The 23,724-nt window shown below is 42.7% G+C and carries 19 protein-coding genes; 1 reads left to right on the top strand and 18 read right to left on the bottom strand.

All coding sequences use genetic code 11. The annotated features are described in order from the left end of the window. Positions 1-112: 112 nt before the first annotated feature. Both AAEY79_RS12160 and epmB read right to left on the bottom strand, forming a co-directional pair. Positions 113-1,930, bottom strand: coding sequence for a hypothetical protein (locus AAEY79_RS12160; RefSeq protein ID WP_352288506.1), 1,818 nt, complete (start codon positions 1,928-1,930; stop codon positions 113-115). Positions 1,931-2,084: 154 nt separating this feature from the next. Continuing rightward, entirely contained in the window at positions 2,085-3,092 is a 1,008-nt protein-coding gene (gene epmB / locus AAEY79_RS12155; RefSeq protein ID WP_101212480.1) for an EF-P beta-lysylation protein EpmB, read from the bottom strand. A gap of 165 nt (positions 3,093-3,257) precedes the next feature. Here epmB and efp point away from each other — a divergent pair, with 165 nt between their 5' ends. Beyond that, positions 3,258-3,830: an elongation factor P gene (efp, locus tag AAEY79_RS12150; RefSeq protein WP_101212477.1), complete on the top strand. Its 573-nt coding sequence runs from the start codon at positions 3,258-3,260 to the stop codon at positions 3,828-3,830. A gap of 184 nt (positions 3,831-4,014) precedes the next feature. Here efp and AAEY79_RS12145 read toward each other — a convergent pair whose 3' ends face one another. The 16 genes from AAEY79_RS12145 to AAEY79_RS12070 all read right to left on the bottom strand — a co-directional run bounded on the left by AAEY79_RS12145 (position 4,015) and on the right by AAEY79_RS12070 (position 23,629). After that, entirely contained in the window at positions 4,015-5,832 is a 1,818-nt protein-coding gene (locus AAEY79_RS12145; RefSeq protein ID WP_227523275.1) for an ATP-binding protein, read from the bottom strand. A gap of 21 nt (positions 5,833-5,853) precedes the next feature. Next, positions 5,854-6,723: a ThiF family adenylyltransferase gene (locus AAEY79_RS12140; RefSeq protein ID WP_201566188.1), complete on the bottom strand. Its 870-nt coding sequence runs from the start codon at positions 6,721-6,723 to the stop codon at positions 5,854-5,856. A gap of 118 nt (positions 6,724-6,841) precedes the next feature. After that, the gene (locus AAEY79_RS12135; protein ID WP_352288501.1) at positions 6,842-7,882 is read right to left on the bottom strand and encodes a TatD family hydrolase; all 1,041 of its coding nucleotides are present in this window, start codon (positions 7,880-7,882) and stop codon (positions 6,842-6,844) included. A 76-nt stretch (positions 7,883-7,958) separates the two neighbouring features. After that, positions 7,959-8,114, bottom strand: coding sequence for a hypothetical protein (locus AAEY79_RS12130; RefSeq protein ID WP_201566190.1), 156 nt, complete (start codon positions 8,112-8,114; stop codon positions 7,959-7,961). Positions 8,115-8,329: 215 nt separating this feature from the next. Beyond that, on the bottom strand, positions 8,330-10,600 hold the full coding sequence (gspD, locus tag AAEY79_RS12125) for a type II secretion system secretin GspD (protein WP_352288498.1): 2,271 nt from the start codon (positions 10,598-10,600) through the stop codon (positions 8,330-8,332). A 155-nt stretch (positions 10,601-10,755) separates the two neighbouring features. After that, the gene (locus tag AAEY79_RS12120; RefSeq protein WP_352288495.1) at positions 10,756-11,652 is read right to left on the bottom strand and encodes a type II secretion system protein N; all 897 of its coding nucleotides are present in this window, start codon (positions 11,650-11,652) and stop codon (positions 10,756-10,758) included. Then, positions 11,653-12,468, bottom strand: coding sequence for a type II secretion system protein N (gspN, locus tag AAEY79_RS12115; protein ID WP_101212466.1), 816 nt, complete (start codon positions 12,466-12,468; stop codon positions 11,653-11,655). Between the two features lie 325 nt (positions 12,469-12,793). After that, entirely contained in the window at positions 12,794-13,117 is a 324-nt protein-coding gene (locus AAEY79_RS12110) for an H-NS family nucleoid-associated regulatory protein (RefSeq protein ID WP_025650789.1), read from the bottom strand. Positions 13,118-13,384: 267 nt separating this feature from the next. Beyond that, complete coding sequence (locus AAEY79_RS12105) at positions 13,385-13,945, bottom strand: IS630 family transposase (RefSeq protein WP_352288492.1); 561 nt, start codon at positions 13,943-13,945, stop codon at positions 13,385-13,387. Beyond that, positions 13,884-14,225, bottom strand: a complete 342-nt coding sequence (locus tag AAEY79_RS12100) for an IS630 transposase-related protein (protein ID WP_352288489.1) — start codon at positions 14,223-14,225, stop codon at positions 13,884-13,886. The genes AAEY79_RS12105 and AAEY79_RS12100 overlap by 62 nt, the downstream gene beginning before the upstream one ends. A 357-nt stretch (positions 14,226-14,582) precedes the next feature. After that, positions 14,583-15,020, bottom strand: coding sequence for a BLUF domain-containing protein (locus tag AAEY79_RS12095; protein WP_025650790.1), 438 nt, complete (start codon positions 15,018-15,020; stop codon positions 14,583-14,585). Positions 15,021-15,086: 66 nt separating this feature from the next. Next, entirely contained in the window at positions 15,087-15,605 is a 519-nt protein-coding gene (locus tag AAEY79_RS12090) for a BLUF domain-containing protein (protein WP_173238869.1), read from the bottom strand. A gap of 75 nt (positions 15,606-15,680) precedes the next feature. Then, complete coding sequence (locus tag AAEY79_RS12085; RefSeq protein WP_025650792.1) at positions 15,681-16,370, bottom strand: hypothetical protein; 690 nt, start codon at positions 16,368-16,370, stop codon at positions 15,681-15,683. 740 nt (positions 16,371-17,110) lie between these two features. Then, complete coding sequence (locus AAEY79_RS12080; protein WP_025650622.1) at positions 17,111-20,386, bottom strand: type I restriction endonuclease subunit R; 3,276 nt, start codon at positions 20,384-20,386, stop codon at positions 17,111-17,113. Positions 20,387-20,409: 23 nt separating this feature from the next. Then, positions 20,410-21,660, bottom strand: a complete 1,251-nt coding sequence (locus AAEY79_RS12075; protein WP_025650621.1) for a restriction endonuclease subunit S — start codon at positions 21,658-21,660, stop codon at positions 20,410-20,412. After that, entirely contained in the window at positions 21,650-23,629 is a 1,980-nt protein-coding gene (locus tag AAEY79_RS12070) for a class I SAM-dependent DNA methyltransferase (protein WP_025650620.1), read from the bottom strand. Before AAEY79_RS12070 ends, AAEY79_RS12075 begins: the two co-directional genes overlap by 11 nt. Between the last annotated feature and the right edge of the window lie 95 nt (positions 23,630-23,724).

The following is a 23,724-nucleotide window of genomic DNA, read 5'->3' as shown; positions in this document are numbered from 1 at the left end:
CTTAACTTATTACTCATACCGTCAGATAAAGTGGTTATACCTGCACCTTCGCCATGTAACCATCTACACTTATATCCATGCTGGTATTTAGGACACGCCCTAATTGAGCAGATTACAATTGTACTACTTCATATTGGCTAAACTCATCGGTAACCAGTAAAGGATTTAATAAGCGTAAGGATTTCTGTTTATTATTTAGGCGCATTATCACTCTATCACTGGTTTGAAAATGAGAGGTCGGCACGACTAAGCTACAAGTCGTCTGTAGCTGCTCATCACCAGCAATCATAAAAGCTGGCACAAAATGCTGACTGCGTGAGTCTCTGTCCTCTAGGCGCAGCCCACAAGAGATGAGCTTGTGACCGAGCACTTGCCATTCTACTTCTGGGTTTCGGGTATTAAGATTGAGCCAACGCACCACTCCCATCGACCAATCAGCTGCGGTCTTCGTCTCAGAACGGCATAATAAAAAAAGACTCATCATTTGCAACGGTGGCGGTGCGGTATCGATAGGATGAATATCAGCATTAGTAGTATTGCTGTCCATCACTGCTACCATACTACTCGCTTCGCTACCGACTTTGCTCATTGTCATTATCGTGGCGGTGCTTGGGGTTACAACCTTGTCTTCGGTAACAGCAGATATATCTTCAGGATTGATAATCAAGCGCAGCGTGCGAAAATGCGACAGGGCGTCCTTACTGTCGAAAGTCTCAACGGATAATAAGCCATTGGTCGTTTGTTTTTTTGGCACGGTATCATAGCGAGGTCGCTGCGCATCCGGCAGCTCTTTAGTGCCAATCAAACTTATTAGACCTTGCGCATGGCTAGCATGATAGTGAATGTCATTAAATCCGGTCACCATTGTGGCGTTTTGCTTAGGACTATACTTGGTCGGTACGGTCAATTGCGGCTGAATATAACGATAGGTTAGCGCCATGGCCATCTTATCGAGCAAACAACACTCAACGCCTTCGCTACCCTCATTCATTAACGCTTGCCGGCGTGCTTTTAGATAGGTGACCACTGGTGCTAGCTCAATGAACAGACAGTCGTACTGGTTTTCGTAAGGATTGATATCAGAATGCGCGGTCAAATAAGTAGGTGGACTGTCACTATGCAAGTTAACGAAGACCCGCGTCTCAGTTTGCGGCTCTATGGTCGCAACGATTGGCTCAGCCCACTCAGGTAGCGAGCGCTGAACCAGCAGCATATTAGGCCGGCGCATGCCACGCACATTGAGTAAACTGTGCAGACATATTTGACAGTACAAGCGATGTATAGTTTCTGCACGATTGGTGACGACATGACCGCTCAGGTCAAGGGTAGCAGCATGGCGCTGATGGGCAAGATAATACAATCGATTGATTGCAGCCCATACATACGACGGTGGCTTTTGATAACAAAGCGCGTCTTCAATCAATAGCTTTTGGTACATGAGTAGCGTCTGGTAAATGGCAATAGCTAACCTAACGGGAGAAGACTTTTCGCCCGTGAAGTGGCGCTGCCAGCCACTACTTGCTGGGGGTTTTTGCTGATCTAGCAATGCTATTTCGCGGCGTATCACCCCGTCATAAGTTAAAACAATGAGATAGTATAAGGATTTTACTTGAGCAACATGAGCCAACTGCGCGTCACTTAGCGCTCCTGCTTCATAAATATAATACTGACGTAAAGCGGCGATCAGCCGATCAGCCGCTTCAAGGACGATAGTGATTAAGGTAAAGCGTTGCTGATCATCTACATCAGCCACCCTCAATTCCATGAGTACTTTTTCCAATTGCTCCGTTTGCTGCGCTTCTGTTTGCGATGGCATCAGCGCTACCCAGTTGCGTAGGTGCTGCTCTTGGCCGTCGGTCGATTTACCAGATGCTGCGGGTAACGCTGCAATCGACGCCAACTGCTGTTGAAAAACTGATAAAGTTATCATTACTATCCTTAGTCATTGCACAGTAACGGCTGTACAAGTTAGTAGCAAGCAGGTAGGTAATCGTTAGCTATCGATTGGCTATAATAACGGCTGCTTACGCACTTATTAGTCATTATTTGTCTGCTAATAGCGCTACTTTATCATAATGCAACTTTTAGACTTCATTGTAAATGTCAATCGGCACCTTAAACGGTCTATCTGGCAACTCTCTAACCAGCTTAGGTACTAGATAGCCGGGTAATGCTGCCAATAGTGACCAGTAAAGCGCTATTGCTGACCGCTCGTCGCTATCGAAATGTGCCGCGCCTGCTACTTTATCCAATACGTGTAGATAATAAGGCAATACCCCAGCAGAGAATAAACGTTGACTTAAGGCAGTTTGAGCAGCCACGCTGTCATTGATACCTTTTAAAAGCACAGCTTGATTCAATAGCGTCACGCCAGCCGCCCGCGCCCGCTGCAAATATTCTGCTGTGAGCGTATCGATTTCATTGGCATGGTTACAGTGAATGACCATGACGATATGACAGCGACTTTGTGCTAGCCGCTCTAATAATGGCGCATCTAAACGCGCTGGAATCACAATTGGCAACCGAGTATGGAGCCGAATGGTGGTCAATTGCGGAATGGCCTCTAAAGTATCAAGCCAAGCAAACAGTCGTCTGTTGGTCACGTTTAAAGGATCGCCGCCACTTAAAATCACCTCATTAATGTCGGGATGGGCGGTAATATAATCGATGATGCTTTGTTTGGCATCGGCAGTGGGCATATTGGCACTGTAGTCAAAATGCTGGCGAAAGCAGTAACGACAGTGAATCGCACAAGCACCCGTAATCGTCAGCAGCACTCTGGATTGGTATTTATGCAATAAGCCTTTGGTTGGGTTATGAGCATTTTCCGCTAAAGGATCTGCCACATAGCCAGTCACTGCGATTTGCTCTTGTCGGTCGGGTAGCACTTGCTTTAATAAGGGATCATCGCTATCGCCGACGGTCATTTTTGCGACAAAAGCACGTGGCACGCGTAGCTCGAAATGCTCAGGCACATAAACCTCTGCACGTAGCGATTCGAGCTTTAGGATACCAAGTAATTCATCGATGCTAGTAATCCCTTCGGATAATTGCGTTTGCCAGTTTTTTTGTGTGATTAAATGGTTTATCATGACAACCTAGTACCTGTGCCTAAAAGGCGTCATTATACGCCCTTAGTGAGTGCCCTATCAAAGCATACCCGTCAGCCATCAATACTTGGCGTGACGACAGCGTTTAGCACAGTCAGCTCCACACCCAAATACCGATCATATATTCGTAACCCTTAGGAGTTTCTTGTGGCAAGTTTTTCTACTAATGAATTTAAAGCCGGTCTAAAAGTCATGCTCGATGGCAATCCCTGTGCCATTCTCGAAAATGAGTTCGTCAAACCTGGTAAAGGACAAGCGTTTAACCGCGTTAAATTGCGCAATCTACGCAGTGGCAGAACGCTAGAGCAAACGTTTAAGTCAGGTGATAGCCTAGAAGCGGCTGACGTAATGGATACTGAAATGAACTATCTGTATAACGATGGTGAGTTTTGGCACTTTATGCATCCAGAAAGTTTTGAGCAGATTCAAGCGGACAAAACAGCCATTGGCGACGCGTTAAAATGGCTTAAAGACAACAGCAATGCACTTTGTACCATTACCTTATTTAATGGCGTGCCATTATCAATCACCCCGCCTAACTTTGTTGAATTGCAGATTACCGAAACCGATCCAGGCGTACGCGGCGATACTTCAGGTGGCGGTGGCAAACCTGCCACGTTAGAGACGGGTGCGGTGGTACGTGTGCCACTATTCGTCCAGCAAGGTGAAGTCGTGCGTGTCGATACCCGTACTGGTGACTACCAAACTCGCGTGAGCTAATCGCTCAACTTGATTGAGTGGCGCATAAAAAAAGCTTAACCATCATTAAATGGTTAAGCTTTTTTTATGCCAAATGTTCTACAGTATTTCTATCATTTATTAATAACTGACATTTAAACAAGCATAGAAAACAGCGCTAAGTAACATCTATTATTTCTCATATCCCAAGATTTTACATTAAATCCTATTTTTCTAATGATTGCTTATGCATTAGCCAATATTGTACCAAAGCATTTAACTGTTCTTGCTTAAAAGGCTTGGTGCAATAATCCTGCATGCCCACATCAAGGTATTTTTGGCGCTCGCCATCCATCGCATTGGCAGTCAAGGCGATAATGGGTGGCAATACTTGAGGGTCATACAGCTCATGCAACTTAATGGTCGCCTGTACGCCATCCATAATCGGCATATGATGATCCATCAAAATGAGATCATAACGCTCAGGGTACAAAGCAAAAGCCTCAATCGCTTGCTGTCCATCGGTGACGTGGGTTACCGTATGGCCGCTATTACTCAAGGCTTTTTTGGCAATTGTCGCATTGACACTATCGTCTTCAACCAACAGTATGTGACCAGAACGCTCCTGACTCGGGGCGGTCATGGTAAAGTCGTTGGCAACTTGCCAATTTTCATACTGTTCCTCATCGATAGTAGCGAGCGGCAACAATACTGTGAAGGTTGTACCCTCACCGACCACACTATCGACGTCGATGCGCCCACCCATTAAATCCACCAGAGACTTACATACAGACAGCCCCAGACCCGTACCACCATAAAGACGATGGGTTGATTTATTGGCTTGATCATAGGCATCGAATATCGCGTCCAATGATTCAGGCTTAATACCGACACCCGTATCGGTGACCTCAATACATAGAGTCATGTTTTCGTAAGCAATACTCTCTTTGGTAATGTTCTCTTTAGTAATATTCTCTTCACCAATAATACCATCAGCAAACCCGCCATTGCTTTCATGTTTTTCAGCATTGTCATCGATACAATGGCAATTGGGCACGTGCTTGACATCGATACTGACTCGCCCACCTTCACGGGTGAACTTGATGGCATTATTGACAAGGTTGACCATGATTTGTTTAAGACGTACCGGATCGCCTTGCACATAAGGTGATAACGACTCAGTATAATGGTAATCTAAAATCAAGCCGCGCTGGCGAGCTTTGATCGCAAAAAGACTGACTACTTCATTGCATAAGGTGGACAGATTCATCGGAATGGTATCAATGGTCATTTTACCAGACTCAACTTTCGATAAGTCCAAGATACCGTTGATAATCGCTAGCAAATGCTCATTGGAGACTTTGATATTGTCCACATACTCTTGTTGTTCGTGACTAAGATCAGTCTCGCTAAGCATCTCTACCATGCCGATAATACCATTCATCGGTGTGCGTATTTCATGGCTCATATTGGCCAAAAAGTCCGACTTCATCTCGTTGGCATGTTTGGCGACCCGTTGTTTGTCTTGTAGTTGTAGCGCATCGGCTGCCATCATCGCGAACTGCGCCAATAATTGCGCTTGCTTATTATCAAAATCATCATGGGGTTTCATATCCATCAGACAAAAAGAGCCTAAACGGTACGTCTTATTGTCTTCATACATGATAATGGGCGCCCCGGCATAAAAGCGCAGGTACGGAGATTCTGTCACCAATGGATTTTGACTAAAGCGGCTGTCTTTTGTCAAATCCGCAACCACAAATACCTCGTCAGACAGCACGGTATAGTTGCAAATAGCCACTTGGCGCGTCGTCGTACATACCCCGCCAAGCCCGTGCACAGATTTTAGATACTGGGTTTCTTCATCCATAAAGGTAATGGTGACGACCGGCATATCAAAAAACAACTTGGCAAGTTCAGTCAGACGCGCAAAGGCAGGCTCATCATTGTTGTTGAGCACCTGATGTTTTTTGAGCTTATTAATGCGCTCTACTTCATCTGCGGCGACCGGGTAGCGGCGCTTAGGTGAGTTAGGTATCGTCAAAGTGGACTCCATTCATTAAAATCAGACGCCTGTCTGCTTTATCAATAATTGTAACGCTTCGCTCACCATCAGCATAGCCACAACCGATGTCACTACGACCGCTGAACCGTAACCGCCACAGTGTAAACCGCCCGTTTGACAGCTTTTATCGACGCGTGGTGGTTCTGTGGAATAAACGCATTTGATTCCAAATTTTTCTTTTAAAGCGCTGTTAATGCCTTTTTCATGACGCAGCTTATTGCGGAGCTTGGCGAGTAATGGATCTTGATAGCTATCACGCAAGTCACTCACCGTAATTTTGCTTGGGTCTATCTTACCACCCGCACCGCCTGCGCAAACCAATTTTAGTTTATTAAAACGGCAATGCAGGGCAATAGCAAGTTTGGCATTCATATCATCGACACAATCTAGCACGGCAATAGGATGACCTTGAGCAATGGCAGCCTTGGCTTCGTCACGACTCGGCAGCAGTGCAGTGACATTATCAGTGGTGAGAAAATCATCAATTAAATTGACCGTGACCTTGGGGTTAATCTCAGCAATGCGCTGCGCCATCGCTGCAATTTTGCTTTGACCAAAGGTGCTGTCCAGCGCTGGCAATTGCCGATTGACATTAGAAGCCACCAATACGTCTAAATCAATCAACGTAATAGTACCAACCGCAGTACGAGCCAGCGCTTCAGCTGCCCAAGAGCCAACACCTCCGATACCAATCACATACACATGCGCTGCCGCAAAGGTGTCAACGGCTGCGCCTCCATAGAGGGTTTTTGTTCCTTGGAAACGTCGCTCGTATTGCTCACTTGCACTACCACTGTCGTCATGAGCGACAGAATGCTCAACGGCATTAGGCTCTACAAACGACTGGTCAAATAATTTTGCTTCACTCATAACAGATTAAACGCTCTTTTGAGGGGGTATATAATCAACGATAACTTATGTTGCTCTTATTTTATTCTGTACTATTTTACTTTTGGCAATATCATTTTACTTTTAACAACAGCAGTTTTTATGACTGCATAGGATACGACCATTGCGTGCGCAAGGCATCGCAACTGTTTTGCCATAGTTGCTCAGCAAGACGAGCTGGTGGCACATCAAGTAACTCACTGAGACTGAGCAGCACCCATGGCAAATTGGCAGGAACATTCCTATTATGAGCGGGCGCATCACCCCATTCATTATCAGGACTTTGTCCAAGCGCTGACTGATTATTGGTTGACGGATTGCTATCTGAGTGCTGGCACATGATGGGAGTCATATCCGGACAATCCGTCTCAATCACCAAACATTCAAGACCATAAGTATCAACTGCTGCTTGAATCGCCCGACGCAGTTTTTTGGCATTCGGATTGGTGACTTGTCCAGTGACCCCGAGCTTAAAGCCGAGTTTTACAAAGGCCTTTGCCTCTTGCTCACCACCACTAAAACTGTGAGCGACACCGCCCAACTTGTGCGCATCATAATCGTGCGCTTTTAATATCGCTAAGGCTTCAGCATGGGCTTTACGAATATGCAGCATGACGGGTAGCTGATGCGCCACTGCCATATCCAGTTGCGCCTTAAAAAACTGCTCTTGTTTGGCCAGCATATGCGGCTGCTTCATTTCGTCGGTAAAAGTATCCAAACCAATCTCACCGATTGCCAATGGACACTGCTCAGTCAGCATCTTTGCCATACTCTGTAGATGAGATTCTGTATGCTGCGTGATATAAAAAGGGTGTAGACCTAGAGCGATATGAGCCTCAGGAGACGAGTGGTTTTGATTGCCAGCCTCCGTTGCAACTGCTGGCGTCGCAATTGCCTGACTGTTCTCATTGACCTGAACTTGCTCGTTAATCAGGCGTTTAATATCATACAGACGTTCAAAATGCTCATATAAATAACCCACCAGCATAAGGTGGCGCACGCCTTGCTCACAGGCTTTTTCTACTTGTACCGCTCTATCGCTATCAAATACTGGCGCGTCAAAATGTGTATGCGTGTCAATCAGTGGCAAAGCAGCAGACGAACAATGAGGAGCGATATACGGTGAATCAAGAGCAGTCATTAACAAATTCCAAATTTAATTATTATTAGTGATTTTTTAACGAAAATATTTATTATAAAATAAATAGTGAGAGCAGTTAATCTTTAGCATTTGAATTGTTATTCGTCTTATTCTTAGTGTCGTTCTGTAGGCTACTGTCTGCTCGTTGACTACTACGTCGCGGTATCAATAATAAAGCAGTAGCAACAGCGCCCAACATAAGCCATCTTTTTTTGTTTATACGCTGTGCCATTACTACTCCCCTTTACTATTTACTATTTACTATTTACTTATTTGCTAAATTGCTAAATTGCCTTTGAATACTTTGTACTAAGGTATATTTAAGTTTCCTAGTATACTGGGATATCGTAGTGGCTGTGTTTATCTGTGTTATGAATACGCAAGCTAATGTACGGTGTCATGTTTTTGATGACACCGTACGAAAGGATAATATGCGTGAGTTAGCGTTTAACGCTTGAGAGGATAAGTCGTGATACCGCTGTTAGGACTCTCTACTTTAGTAAATCCTTGCGAGGTAGCTTTTGGCGTTTGATCGCGCTTAGGTACGAGCGGATTCAGTGGCATCAGCTCGTAATCTGCACTGACATCCCCATTCCAGCCTTCCGTACCACTCAATGGCAATTGCTTAATCGTTCCATTCTTGTCGATGACCAGCTGTAAGACGCGCATTTGGTTATATTTACGCTCGGTCACACTCGCCACTGCACCGCCATCGCGTAGAATAGTTGGCTGTAGGAAGATGATTAAGTTGCTTTTTTGCGTGTTGTCATTGTCCGAGCGAAACAGACGACCGATAACCGGCACATTGCCCAAGCCCGGCACTTTTTGTTGACGTGTGGTGGTGTTATCCCGCATCAAACCGCCCAAAGCGATGGTCTGTTGATCGTCTGCTAAAATAGTGGTATTAATAAGGCTCTTATTGGTAATCAAACCACTGGCATTTCCCGTGCTACCGGGCACGACTGAAGACACTTCCTGCGACACCTCTAAACGCACCGTGCCATTGTCACCAATGTGTGGAATGACGTTCAGATTAATACCAATATCTTGGCGGTCGATAGTCTGAAATGGATTGGTTGAGGAGTTGCCACTGGTGGTGTAAGAGCCGGTAACAAAGGGCACGTTTTGACCGACTAAAATACTGGCTTTTTCATTGTCTAGTGTCAAAATCGATGGCATAGACAGCAGATTAGCACTGGTAGACGAATCAAGCGCTTGCAAGATAGCGCCATAAAACTGGGTATTGCCTTGACTGTCCTTACTGCTATCGCCAATTCCAATCAACGCACCAGCAATTGAGCCTGCCGCCGCGCTAATACTAGCAGCACCGCCCCCTGACAAAGCAGCTGCCGCAAGCGACGCTGCACTAGCACCAACGTTATTAAAGTTGACAACCCCGTAGCCACTGTTGGCGTTACCGAGTGCCCACTGCACCCCCAGTTGGGTGGCATCATCGCCCGATACTTCGACGATAGCAGCTTGAATGAGCACCTGCGCGCGGCGACTGTCTAGCTGATTGACGGCATCTTCTATCTCAAACATCAGCTCGGGCGCTGCATTCACGATGACCGCATTTTGGGTTTCGTCAGCGATGATACTGAAAGGTCGACCACCAACCCCAGTACCACCTGTACTCGTGCCACCAGTGCTAGCACTCGAGGTAGAGGCTGCTGCATTATTACCAATGCTGCTGTTGCCAAGAATATCATTGGCGCTATTATTTAATGATGAGCCGGTGCTACTTGCATCATTCAAAGATGCCGACTCTAACGTTGAGGTCGCGCCAGCGCTATTGATGGATTGATTGGCCAGTAAGCCACGCAGCATATCTGCAATATGACCAGCGCTGGCATACTTTAATCGAAAAACGCGCAAACCACTCAGACGTCTGGTAGGCGTGGTATCCAGCTGACTGACCATTTCTTGGACTTTGGCAATCATCTCAGGACTGCCTTTGACCAGCAGCCGATCACTGGACGTATCAGCAATGACTTTGAGCTGATTATTGCCGCCTTGTGCTTGCCCACTACCGGCACTCGCCACCAAAGCACTGATCAACTCCATCATACGCTCTGCATCGACATGGCGTAGCGGTATGACTTGCAAGCTGTCATTGACGTTGCTGTCCAAATCACGGATGAGCGCGGTTAATTGGTTTAAGCTATCCGCTCGATCCGACAATACCAAGGCATTAACACCCGGTACAGCAGCAGCATGAGCCGACTGCGGCATGAGCGGTCGTATGACTCCCAGAACCTCTGCCGCTTGAGTATTGGTTAAATAAATGACGCGCGTTGCCAGTGCTTCACCGACGCTATCACCACGTAAATCGACGGCGACTCCAGACTGCTTGGCGACATTATCCGGTACCAGTTTAACCGTCGTTCCAGAATCAATCGCGGCGATACCATTGACTTGCATCACGCTCAAAAACAGCTGATAAATCTCATCACGGGATAAGGCTTTATTGGAGATGACCGTCACATTGCCATTGATACGTGGATCAAGCACAAAGTTTTGATCGGTGATGGTCGCCACTTCATTAATAAAGGCTTTGATATCGGCATCTTGTAAGTTGACTTTCCAGCTCTCAGCATTAACGAGACCTGTACTGGCTGCCCATAGCGGCACGGCTAAGCAAAGAGGACGACATAGGCGCATCAAGCGCTGTAAGGTATAGTGCAAAGGCGTAACTGAAAATTTATGAGAACTTACCATATTGATAATTACCTACAGTGATGTCGCTTAGTATGTACTGAATTTAGTATGACTGAGTATTGTCGGCTGGTGCGTTGCTAGCATAGCCCCAACCAGATAGTTATTAATTACTTAAAGCCGTTTTAATGACGAACGGTTTACTTAAAATCATTTGTCTAAAATTGCTGGCGAATCGTAATCACTTGATCGCCGCGCTTTACCTCTATTTGTGCTTCGCCCGCTTGCTGGACTTGTTGTAGGATACCAGCATCTTGGCTCGGGTTATTACCCACACTTTGACCATTGACTGTCAGCACCTGATCACCCGGCTCCAGTCCTAGGCGGTTGCGTAGTTTTGAGGGCATCGCCGCTGTCACCTGATAGTTTTCGCCTGAGGCCATAACGCCCATCCTGCTCAGATAACTGGCTGGGTTTTCTTGTAGTGCCGTGATGGCTTCATCAATAGCGGATTGCGGGCTACTCTCAGGAGTCGTCTCTGCTGTGGATTCAGTATTATCTGGTGCTGAGGTTGAGGCGCTCGGCAAGGCATTAGTGTTTGGCAAACGCTGATTGCTGACGGCACCTGCTAGCATATCGCTTTGGTCGAGTGGCATGGACTCTACCATTCTAATGACGGTTTGCTGATCACTGGCATCAGCAATGATGACGGCATTCCAATCGACGGCGATCAGAGTATAGTCACTGTCCTTTAGACTGTCACCAATGCGATAGTTTTTGACCTCACCATTGACATCTAACAGGGCTGACGACATGCTCTCTGGTATCGCGAGCAGAACCCCTTTCAAGCCAATATTAGGGGGTGGCTGTACCGCCGCCGCGATAGGAGCGGGATCGGCAAAAATAGCAAACAAACCACTGTAATCATCGCCGGATGTATTCGCGCTTTGTAAAGGAGCAAGCGGCAATGCTGGTGCCAAAGGCGCAGCTAGCAACAACCACAATAGCCGTGCCGCCGTCCAGCACAGCCAAGCAATCGCCAATAATAACAGCCAACCAGCGCAGCGATTCAGAATATTAATAATAGGTTTTAAATTAGCGGTAACAGTAGACATTTAGCGCGTCCCCAAACCAGCTAACAAGGGCTGGCGCACACTGACGACAGGGGTATCTTGCGGAGCTTGTCCTTTATACTCAGGCATATTCTCCAACAAACGCTGGGTCAAGCTGACGTCTAGCATATTATCGCCATCGACATACAGATCCCCTAAACGCTTATCTTGATTGTTCAACAAATTAACGTGCAGCAGGTTTTTATCATTTTTTTGTTCCGTACTCAGCTCGGCACGCATCGCTGGCATGGTGATATAAAAAACCTTACCGCCACTAGGATAGCCCACTTCACCACCGACCCACGTCAACTGACCATCCGCCTCACTGAAACCATAGGACTTTTTATTGGAGTCATTATCCGAGCCAGTCTGGCGTTTTAGAGACACCGCATTGACTTGAATCGGCGTCTTGGGCAGCTGCCAATCGACCACACTGGTCAAGGTTTCCGCTGCAATCTTACCGCTCATATCATCAATCTGCCATGAGCTGGTACCCAGTTTTATTTGACCGTTCAATCTGGTCTGCTCTGTCGTGATATCGACGTCCGCACTCAACTTACCCAAGAATAGTTGCCAAGGCTGCCACGACCAATTCACCGCACCAGTCAACGGCGTCGCTGACAACGGCAATTGCCAAATCGCTGAGCCTTGCCATAAGTTGCCCGACACGTGCTGCACATAAGGGCTATTGGGTGCATATTTTTCAAGTAGCCACGACGCAGGCATTTGCAATAAGGCAAATAGCGCAAATAATATAAACCCAAATAGCCACCACAACTTACGGGGACGCTTATGAGACGACGCAGAGACTTGGGCCACGGTTACATAACTCTTATATAAGATAAAAACGTCATTATCATAACAAACAATAGCATACAGATGACAGAAAAAAAGCCAGTATCTTTTTACCAAATTACTGGCAACAAAGATACTGGCTTCTGTCTACTGATGTGCTGTTAGCTCAATCGCTATAACGACATCATAAAAACAGCGTAGAAGACATATTGCTATATAGTTAAATCCACTAAAAATCAGGTATGTCATCAGGCTCGTTCAGTCTACTGGTAGCACTGTTACTTGCCTTTCTTGCACCTAATGCGTGTCATCAATTAGCACATGGATACATTTAGTGGTCTTAAAATGGCTAAATAGCAAAATCTTCAAGCTTACGACCTGCTGCTAGCGCGTCAACCAACCACGTCGGCTTACGACCACGGCCCGTCCAAGTCTCTTCATTATTATCGGTGTTGCGATATTTGATGCTACGTTTTTTCTCTAACGTCTCACCAGCTTTTAAAATCTCTTCGATAGTGCTATTACTCTCTTCAGCGATTTTTTCAAACTGCATATAAGCATCATATAAACGCTGATGTTGCTTTTTGGCAATCAGCTGCTGGGCATTTTCGGTGATGGCACGTAGCTCATCTACGTTTAAGCTGTCTAAATCAATGGTGGTATTCTTATTCATAATAAACTCAACTTTAAGATAAGGGATATAAACTTAATAAATATAATTTTATCTACTAAGCACTAAAGATTGCTAATTCATAAATAAGTAATGATACGAAACTTAATAGTCAATTCCGTTTCTTACTTATTAAAACAGTATTAGCCGTGGCATTAATGAGTACAGACAATATAAACAAAAACAGTAGTTATAACAATAGTAAATTAATCGTCTCTATAATAAGAAATAATTAATAACAAACTTAAGTCAATGATGTATCTTCTATAGTCAATCCAGAATAAAATTGGTACAACCCATATCATGAAACAGCTTAGGTAAATTATTCTCCATCCACCCTTGTCGTAGAAACTTAGCCTGTGCCCATTTTTTTTCAATAGGGTTTAAATCAGGGCTGTAAGGCGGTAGAAATAACAAGCGATGACCATGCCTGTTGAGTAATCTCTGAACGCGTTTATGAAAGCTGGCGTTATCCATGACGATTGCGCATTTTATTTTAAGACTTGGTATTAGCGTGTTTTTGCACCAGTTGTAGAATATGTCGCCATTGATATTCTTTTCGAAGTAATCAAGTGCAAATAACGCTTTTTCATATAAGGCACCAATAACATTGGTGCGTTTTTTACCTTGCCAGTTGTAGCTATCGATGCAAGGGGTACCAATAGGTGCATAGCCATGAGAGCGGATGGTCTCAGCCTCGAAGCCACTCTCATCCATGTATACAATTGCATAGCCTTGAGCGATGTAGTCGCCCAGTTTACTTAGATATTTAGCTCTGTTTAATGGGCAAGCTTTTGGATGCTCTAAGGTCTTTTTTTTGACTGATACCAAGACGTTTTAAAGCGGCCTCGATGCCCGACTTACTACAGCCAAAACGCTGTGCTCTCTCGTACATGTAATCGTCTGGATGCTGTTCAACATCTTTTAATAAAGCTTCGTTAGGTATTTTACTGGGTGGTTTATTGCGAGTGAGTTTAATACTAGGATCTTTGAGCCAATTCTGTAGCGTGGCCTTACTAATATCATAAAATGCACAAGCTTGTCTGATACTCATATCTTGTTGTTCGACACTTTTAACCACTTGAGCACGGAAGTCTGCTGAATAAGTCATAATCTTTTTACTTTTCGCTTGTTTTAAAACTACTGTACCACTTTTATAAAAGATCTACTATATAGCATTAGACAGAAGATCGATAATAATCCTATTGTGTGCCAAAACCTGCTAAAGAAAAATCTCGTAAACAGTACCCTGACAACACTAATAAATAAAAACCTCTTGGAGGCTATAGTTGATTCAATTTAAAAGTAGTACAAGGCAACCGAGTGTAGATGTATATTTAATACTTCAAACGAGGTTAACGCAGTAATACTTTTATAGTGGAATGACTATATATAAAATTAACCCTTGAATGTTTATCATTTCATACTGCTCATTATTTTGATGTTAACGAGAAAATACCAAAACTGCCTAGGTGCGTCCTGCGCTAAGCTCACTCATCAAATCACGAGCGGATTCGGCACTTAATAAGTACGGATTGAAATCAATCGTCGTAGAGTATTTTAGATAAATTGCGGCATTGGCTTCGGTTGGAGAGGCATAGTTCATTGACCACTTAGCCCATTCTCGATGCTTCAGCTCGCGTGTTTCAATGACCTGTAAATCGTGATGACGCTGATCAGCAATAAGACCATATAATAAACGATTGATCTGCGCTCTCGGCCCTTCGACCGTTTGTAAAAAATAGTCTTTATTAAATGTCAGCATCCCCGTGATGCCATTGGCAGCGTTATTCGCTTGAGCTTGCTGCAAAATCTCATTAAAGTCTTTCGCCGATACGTCTGGGTTTGCACGGCTGGCGTAGGTCATGCTCATTAAGATGTGTGCATCTGAATTTGGTGAGGTCATATCTGTTCTCTTAGGCGGTGTAATGGGGACGTAGCACTTTTATATTAGCGCTTTTATAAACGTCAATTAGCCAATAGCAAACCATGATTTCTTTTTAGCAGAAGCGTCTATTTCTTCTTGCTCTTGGAGCTCTGACAAGGTATCAATCAACATCATGATTTGGTTGGTACTCATAAGGTAGGGATTAAATTGAGTGCCCGTCGAAAACTTAAGCGCCAGCCCTTTATTCTCATCACTTGGTATAAGATATTTCATTGACCATTTATTCCAGCGACGCTGCTCGACTTCGCGGCATTCGATAATCTGTAAGGCAGCATGTCGCTCGTCTTTTACAAGCTTGCGTAGTAGCTCGTTGATGACAGGTCTTGCCCCTTCAATGCTTTGAAGAAAGTAATTGTGATTGAAGACCAATGCGCCCGTAATGCCATTACGCTCATTATTCTGCTGCGCCTGCGCTAGGATACGCGTGACTTCCCCATTAGGGTTGTCGTTGTTATAACGACTAATATAAGTCAAACGCAAGATAATATGCTCACCATGCAACATGTTTAACGTGTTTTTTTCTGACAGCTCAGCGACTTCCATAAGGCACTCCGATAAGTTATTGGTACTTTTTTACAGGCGACAGCCAAATGCAGCGCTGCGATAAAAGGGGTAAATTTAAGATTTAATTTTTTTGGCAAACTCGCCCACACCGCGTGATAGGCTGCCACTGGTAGAGCGCTGAATCTTCTGTGTGAGAGCCAATAATTGCGAGGCATCAGTACACTGCTCCAGATTTAGCAGGTAACCCCACGCATCCTCAGGCGCTGCATTTTTTTCGATATAAGTCGCTAGTTCCGACTTTAAGGTTTCAAAATCCACATCAGCGGCTTTGCGCTTAAAGTAGCTAGCAAACGGTACGGTTTTGTCTGACTTATCATTAAAGGTCGCGTCAAACTCAGCGGCATTATCACTCTGCGATGGCATTGGTTCAGGCTGCAATGCTTTGTTGTCTTCATTAGCCAGCGTTGGGGGCGGTGCTATAGGCGGCATCGTAGGTGGCGATGCCGCTACTTGTGGCTCAGCGGATTGAGGCGGCGCATAAGATTGGCTAGAAGCGCTGGCGTTATCCCCTACTATCAGCTCGATACACTGGAATTCTTGCAGCAGCTCAAACAACGGTGCTATCCCACCAAACTCAGCGAACATCTTACTGTTATCAAGCGAATCTAAATAATGTTGATAGGTTTTTTTGCCATCAATCATGATCAGCAATGTTCTCGCTTCTCGCGGCAACACGCCCAAACTTTGCGTCTTAATTTCTTCTCGACCCAAATCACTTTTTCGAAACACATCACTACTATTCATCTGATAAACCTAACGCTGATACTTAAGCAAACACGATAATAATACAGTGCCACCTAAATAAGACTTGATACTTTGGGCTATAAATCTGCCCTACCTTGAGCTTTTGAATATTTCTTACAAACTATTTATTTTTTTAAAGTATCTAAATATTAATCTTTACTGGATTATTCATGTTTTTGATTATATCAACACATTTAATAAAGCGTTAGCATTAGTGAAATTCAATAGAACGAACGGTTGATATAAGATATAAATGGTCATTTGAATAAATTTCATATAAAAATTCATCAGAATAATAGTGTACAACTCTATTTTTATGCGTTGCTGATGTTGCAATTATAAGAAATAAAAAGAATATATCTTGCAAACAAAAATTAGGTCTTTATATTTCTGCGGTATTTAACATTCATATTCTGTCTCTATATAACGATCACAATAGCGACAAAGCCATCATTAAATAACTTAAACAATGGCTTGTGCCATTTTTTTTATTATTTTATTTTTCCCATAAAAAAACCCCGCTAATAGCGAGGTTTTAAAATATATTACTGACTAATAAGTCTTAGGTATCTCTTATCATCGTTAAAATGGTTATATATACCTATTAATAAATCAATAACCCTAGAACATACGTTTTATACAGTCTTTTATTAAATCAAAGCCTAAAGTGTAAAGTAAACTGTAAATAATATCAATTTTATAGCTCTAAACTTTACACTTTTCTTAATTTATCAATTAATTTAGCTAGCCCATTTTTCGTCATTAATAGCCAAGTGCTGTAGTAAATCAAAAACCTGAGTCACCTTGTTCTCGAAGATTTCTTTATCGTAGGAATCAGGAAGGTCTTCATCTAGAACCTCTTCAATGAACGAACGAACCTTTGCTTTAGTATGAGAGTCTCTCCACCAGTCCTGCACTAATACTTTGGGTGATGCATCTATTAGAGACTTAATAAGGTCTTTAGCCGCAAGCTTAACTGCCTGCTCCTCTTTCTTCGTCAGTTTATCTTTAGCCAACAAATCAAATATTTCCAACTCATCTTCTGTCAAGCCTTCACGGACATGCCGATGATCTTCCTCTTTTAAGTCTTGAGCAAACTTTTGCAACTCTTCAAAGAACTCTTCCGTTTGTGTTGCTCCAGCATTATATCGGTCAATTATATTACGATAACGCTCTGCAAAATTTACTCGTCCTTGATTGGTTTTAAGCATCTGTTTGATTTTTTTCTCAATAAACTTCTTCATGTCTGCTATGGCGATATGTTTATGTTCAGTTTGCTTAAATTCGGCTCTCAACTGCTCGAAATCTACATTAGCGAGATTCCAACTAGCGCTTTTAGTGATTTGGTACTCGCTTACTGGTTCTGCTACTGAGCTAGTATTGTTACCATCTACTACAACACTACGATCTAGTAAGCTTGAAACCTGAACGGCTTGCTCATCCAAATCATCTTGATCAATCTTATTGGCAATAAACGTGTGTAAGAACTGCATAACACTGACAATAGGTCTTGGTTGACTAAGAATCGTAGGCTTAGCCGCTTCATACAGACCAGCAACTACATTGAAATGCACATTGTACGTTTTACGTATGAGATCTTGCGATAGCATAATATCCGCATAATCAGCAAACAAAGCGTTTTGCTTGAAAACTTCTTGAGCTTCAATGATTTTCGTCAAATCTACTTCATGAGACAGACAGAATGTAAGTGTTTCCACTATCGCTTCATCTAATAGGTTAATTAATACTGACTTGTCTTGTACAGGGTCTGTTCCATCTCCTGAATCCGTGCCTTGACCATAATCTTTTAGCGCAGACTTAAGGTTTCTGAATACATTGTAGTAATCAATAATCTCACCATTAGTTTTTTCTACCAATTGCCCGCTATCATTTCTAGTCTTAAAAGAGGTTACACGGTTCGCTCTTGCGATGGTTTGCATCAGCGTATGACCCTTCATAGGCTTATCAATGTACAGCGTTGAGACAGTGGGAGCATCAAAGCCTGTTAGCCACATAGCACACACAAAAACCAATTGTAATGGATGCTCAGCGTCCTTAAAGTCATCTTCTATATCTCGACTATTGGGTTGCTGCTGCGTCAGTCTATTGATATGCTTTTGGATTTCCAGTCCCTGCTTTTCAAACCGCTCTTTTTCAGAGGCAGGACTGCTTATAACGACTGCCATTTCGATACTTTGCATATACTTAAGACGATTTTTAAGACGGACTCTTTCCAAATCGTTTTGAGTTTGATTGATTCGGCCTTGTAGCTTACGTTGCTCTTTTTTCCATAACTCCGTCACCTTGTCATACATGCGAACCGTAGTGAACTGATCAACAGATATCACCATGCCTTTACCACGATACCCACGTCGAGGGAAATGGTAAACGATGTCGGCTGCTATAGTATCCAAGCGGTCATCACGCTTGATGACCTCAAGCTCTTTTGAAAAGTTGTTTTCTAATTTCTCTCGCTGTGCATCAGACAGATCTTCGTCTTCTAAGATCTCCGCTAACTCTTCATTCAATGCCTCATTCTGTAATAGCACCTCTGGAACACGTTTTTCGTAAAACAAAGGTAATGTTGCATGGTCTTCAATAGCTTGCTGAAAGGTATATTCGGACACATACTCACCAAACCACTGCTTAGTCTTTTTTTGCTTGAGAATTGGTGTGCCTGTAAAGGCTAGGAAATGTGCACCTTTAAGTCCTGAGCGCATGTTGTCAGCGAGCGTATCGTATTGGGTACGATGCGCTTCATCTACGATAACGATGACTTCTCTTTCATCCTTATCATAGAGTAATGGGTACTTCTCACCCTTCTCATAACGGAACTTCTGAATGAGTGTAAAAACGATTTTCAGATTCTGACCTAGCATTTCACGCATCTGATGACTATTCTTCGGTTTGGCAATCTCCGTTTCTTTTACCGCCTCCGTCGCCAAGAAGTTTTTGGATATCTGCTTGTCTAAATCATCTCTGTCAGTGATGACGACAAAACTAAAGTTGCCTGCACATTTACGAAATACTTTACGGATAAAGAACACCATAGCAAAGCTCTTACCTGAACCTTGCGTATGCCAAAATACGCCCAAACGCCCCTGCAATTGATCTCTAATTAGGAAGTTCTCAAAAGCATGCTTAACGCCTAAGAACTGATGGTTCTGGGCGACAATTTTTACTTTTTCGTTTTGGTATAGAATAAAGTTTTCGATGTAGTCTAATAGCCGTTCAGGCCTAAACAGCCCTGCAAGCAAGTACTCGATGCTATTACCATGAGTTTCAATCTGCTGCTTATCTACTTTTTCTTTCTCGTTATCCACCCTTAGCCAAGGATAGAAGTTTTCCCAATCTGCGGTAAAGCTCCCTATCTTAGTATCTGAGGCATTAGATAGGATGCAAAAGGCATTATATAAAAATAGCTGTGGGATATCGTTTTTGTAGTTGGTCAAGTTATCCGTCAAAGCGTTTTGTAGCTTGACGTTAGAGTTTTTTAGCTCAAAGAAAACAATCGGCAAGCCGTTGATATAGAGCAATATATCAGGACGACGGTACTTTCTGATGGGTTCAAGACCAGTCGTCTTAATGGTTAGCTGTGTTACTAATAAAAACTCATTATTAGTAGGGGTATCGAAGTCTATGAGACGTAAAGGTATATTTTCGCGCTTAACACCATTAGCATCTTCATAAGTGACGTTAATTCCATCACGAATATAGCTATATATCTGCTTGTTGGCTTTCAGAGTAGACATCGATACACGCCGACTCATGATGTCCTTCACTGCTGATAGAATGGTGGCCTCAGGCACGTTAGGGTTCAGCTGCATGCATTTAGCAACTAAGCGCTCTTTGAATACGACGTCACGCTTATCTGTACGCTTTGAGCCATCGTTGAGATCTTCAGGGTCGATAGTAGTGCAATCGATATGCTGATAGGAATAGCGCTGCTGCAAAAACTTAATACAGGCTTTTTCAATTTTATCTTCACTGATGAAATTATATGTCACTTTTGCCATACTTCTAGTCCTATGAATATTTTTTATTTTTCTTCAGCTTCATCACTTGTTTGCATAGATGGTGGGTATTGAATATCTAGATCATCAACAGATAGCTCACCCGATACTAAACGCGGTAATAAAGCAGCTTTCATTCCCTCGAGTAATTTGATTTGCTGTAAGAAAATAAATATCTGGTCTATTCTTGGCATGCATATTTCATTGAAACTTTCTAGAATATCTCTAGGAGGTAGGCGCAACTCAGTTTTCTTCAAGAAATCCCAATCTGCTCTAGGCATTTTAGTACCTTTTGATGATACGTTGGCTAAGTCTATAAAAGCATCGCTAAATATAGTAAAAAGCAAATAAATTAAGTGAATATTGTCTTTAGGTCTGATTACCAAAATATCAGTTGAACAAACACCATCAAAATTTGCTATACAAACTTTATGCAGATAAGGCCTTATTTTCCCAAATAATATATCAAACTTCTGAAAAGCCAGTTTATTACTGCTAACAGAATCAGTGGTTGACGATTTATATAGGCTTATACTTTTTCTACTTAGATGTTCTAACCCAAGATATGTCTGTTTGCTATCTAAATCTTCTAACTTTACTGACTTTCTAATCTCCTTACATAGATCTTCAACTGTAACTAAATCCCAACTACTAGGTAATTCTGGTTTAAGCTCAATCATTTTCCGTTTAGGCGAACGGACAAACCATTCTTTGTACAACTCTTCAATAGTTCTTTCTAAAATCCCTATGCGTAGTTTGTTAGCTTCTATCAAATTATCATATGTATGTAAAATAGCTGCTATTTTCTCCTGAATCCGTAAATCAGGAGCAATGATAGGTAAATTCCCAATCATTTCTAGGCTCAAAAAACCTTGAGCAGAACCACTCTTCATTATATCTACAGTAGACTGGAATATATGAGAACTCATGTATAAGTATAAATATTTAGGTAATATTTTTTTCTTAGACCTTAGAATAGCTACGCTACTTGAAATTCCAAACCTATCTTCCGGCTTAACTAAGTATGGTGTTCCGATAGTTCCAATAATACCAAACACAATGTCTTGGCTTATAGGGTTTAGCAGTGACTTCTTATCTATAAAATATCTTTCATAATCTGACTCAGATATATAATCAACGTTAGTTAAATCCAAACCATCAGGCTTAAAGTTTTTGGAGGTAAAGTACGGTACACCTGAATCTTGCCTCTCTATTGAAGTATGGATGCCATCTCCGATTACACAAAGCTCTCTCAACTTTTGGAAATTAATTCCCATAACCTTTCACCTCTAAGATTTTACTTATATTCTCATTAAGAACACTTTCCAACTGTTGAGCTTGCTTATTTAAAGACATAAACTCTTCATTCATTTCATGAATATAGTCAATAAAATCTTCTTCAGTACGACCGTCTTCTTCGATCACCACACCAACATAACGCCCTGTATTAAGTGAATAACCCTGCTCCTCAATATCTTTAAGATTAGCAAGCTTACATAGTCCCGTTATATCTTCATAGCGAGCTTCAGGAAAACGTTGTTGTAACCAATCTATATGATTGAAATAATATTCAGCACGTTTTCTATCATTACGTATAATTGCTAGTAAATCTTTTATAGCCTTTATTTCAGCAGTTATAGCTGTTAGTGCTCTCAAATCAGTGTCTTTTTCTTTGATCAGCTTTTTGTCATTAGTTTCCTTTGCATCAGCAAGCCCTTTACGGGCTTGAGCGACCTGCTCTTTATTGTCTTTTTCCTTTTCCCTGATACCTTTATCTAGTTGCTTATTATTATCTTGCAGTGCTTTGAAGAAAGGCTTGAACTCCTGTAAAAGGCTTATCTGGTCAGTATTTAGGTCATCAATATCTTCATTTGCGATCTGACTTATATCCTGAGCCTCCAAATAGGCTTGATACTTACTTTGCAAAGGGGAAAGTGCATGCCAATTGTCATTTAGCGTATTAACAATTGTTTTCAGTGCTTTATCACCCGCTACCACTGCTTTGAGCTGCTCAATAGCAGGTTCGATGTCAGATACCGTTTCTGTCAGTATCTGCATACCAAGACCGAAGTAGCTGTCTATTAAACTGACATACTCGCGACGACGACCTTTATGTAACTTACCAATCATCGCAATATTTTGGATTTGCTCATCAGTAAAGTCACGATGAGTTCGATCAATTTGTCTAAATATATTACGCGCATCAATAAACAATATATTGTCATCGGTTTTGTTTTTATCAAAAAACCATAGCGTTGCTGGTAGGGTCACGGTATAGAACATATTTGATGGTAGCGTCAGCATGCCATATATAATATTATCCTCGATGATCTGCTTACGAATATCCTCTTCTGCATTGCGAGCATCAGAGGCAGAGTTTGGCATCACTAGCGCAGCACGACCACTATTTCGTGCCTCAGCTTCTGCTTGGTTTTTTAGAGATGTGGCAAATAAACTGATCCAAAGGTAGTTCGCATTCGTTACTGTTTCATCTTTACCATCTGTTTTTTTATTCTTAGTCTTTTTTCGAGGTAAGCCATAAGTATTAAAACGCTTATCGTCTTCAACAGTAGCAACCGATACGTCATCGACGTTAAACGGTGGATTCGCCATGATAAAATCAAAGTTCTCATAACTATCGAAAGGGTCTTCTGAATAGCTGTTGGCCTGTCTAATCTCTCCTCTAAGGCCATTGACGAATAAGTTCATCTTAGCGAGCTTGACCGTATCACGGGTCTTCTCTTGACCATATACGCTCAAATCTATCGTACTGTCTTTTTCTTCTAGCTCGCCATGCGCTTTAAGCTGCTCATTACGATCCTCAACGAAATGTAGTGACTGAACGAACATACCGCCTGAGCCGCAAGCAGGGTCATATACCGTCCCATGATAGGGCTCGATGACCTCTACCATCAGTTTAACAACAGAGGTAGGCGTAAAGAATTCACCACCTTTCTGACCTTCTGAGAGCGCAAACTTCCCCAAGAAATACTCGTAAATGCGTCCAAAGACATCACCACTGGCATCAGTTGGGATATTAGAAAAGCTTCTTAAAAGACCTTTTAAAGCTTTCTTGCCTTCTTCTAAGCGACTAAACGCGGCATACTCATCTTTAGGTAGTACATCGACGAACTTATCATCCTTTTTGAAGTCCTCTATAGACTGCATAGCATTTGAAATTTCAGTTGACAAATCTGCTGACTCTGGTAGCTCTAACAGGTACTTGTAGCGTGCTTTAGGTGGCAAATAGAAGCCGCAGTGCTTTAGGGAGTTTCCTAAAAACTGTGTAACTGCTTATAATCCCATAACAGGAGAATAAGCAATGACCAAGCAAACTGACA

This window comes from Psychrobacter sp. GW64-MNA-CIBAN-0177 (assembly GCF_040309585.1).
In the GTDB taxonomy this organism is placed as follows: domain Bacteria; phylum Pseudomonadota; class Gammaproteobacteria; order Pseudomonadales; family Moraxellaceae; genus Psychrobacter; species Psychrobacter okhotskensis.
This window is presented reverse-complemented; position numbering and strand designations above follow the sequence as displayed.

Coding starts and splice junctions, on each gene's coding strand:
- AAEY79_RS12130 (WP_201566190.1), bottom strand. CDS start 8,114: ATGGCACAGCGTATAAACAAAAAAAGATGGCTTATGTTGGGCGCTGTT.
- AAEY79_RS12090 (WP_173238869.1), bottom strand. CDS start 15,605: ATGGAAGTCGCTGAGCTGTCAGAAAAAAACACGTTAAACATGTTGCAT.
- AAEY79_RS12075 (WP_025650621.1), bottom strand. CDS start 21,660: ATGGGAATTAATTTCCAAAAGTTGAGAGAGCTTTGTGTAATCGGAGAT.
- AAEY79_RS12085 (WP_025650792.1), bottom strand. CDS start 16,370: ATGAATAGTAGTGATGTGTTTCGAAAAAGTGATTTGGGTCGAGAAGAA.
- AAEY79_RS12140 (WP_201566188.1), bottom strand. CDS start 6,723: ATGAGTGAAGCAAAATTATTTGACCAGTCGTTTGTAGAGCCTAATGCC.
- AAEY79_RS12100 (WP_352288489.1), bottom strand. CDS start 14,225: ATGACTTATTCAGCAGACTTCCGTGCTCAAGTGGTTAAAAGTGTCGAA.
- AAEY79_RS12160 (WP_352288506.1), bottom strand. CDS start 1,930: ATGATAACTTTATCAGTTTTTCAACAGCAGTTGGCGTCGATTGCAGCG.
- AAEY79_RS12095 (WP_025650790.1), bottom strand. CDS start 15,020: ATGACCTCACCAAATTCAGATGCACACATCTTAATGAGCATGACCTAC.
- AAEY79_RS12135 (WP_352288501.1), bottom strand. CDS start 7,882: ATGACTGCTCTTGATTCACCGTATATCGCTCCTCATTGTTCGTCTGCT.
- AAEY79_RS12120 (WP_352288495.1), bottom strand. CDS start 11,652: ATGTCTACTGTTACCGCTAATTTAAAACCTATTATTAATATTCTGAAT.
- AAEY79_RS12110 (WP_025650789.1), bottom strand. CDS start 13,117: ATGAATAAGAATACCACCATTGATTTAGACAGCTTAAACGTAGATGAG.
- gspD (WP_352288498.1), bottom strand. CDS start 10,600: ATGGTAAGTTCTCATAAATTTTCAGTTACGCCTTTGCACTATACCTTA.
- AAEY79_RS12080 (WP_025650622.1), bottom strand. CDS start 20,386: ATGGCAAAAGTGACATATAATTTCATCAGTGAAGATAAAATTGAAAAA.
- epmB (WP_101212480.1), bottom strand. CDS start 3,092: ATGATAAACCATTTAATCACACAAAAAAACTGGCAAACGCAATTATCC.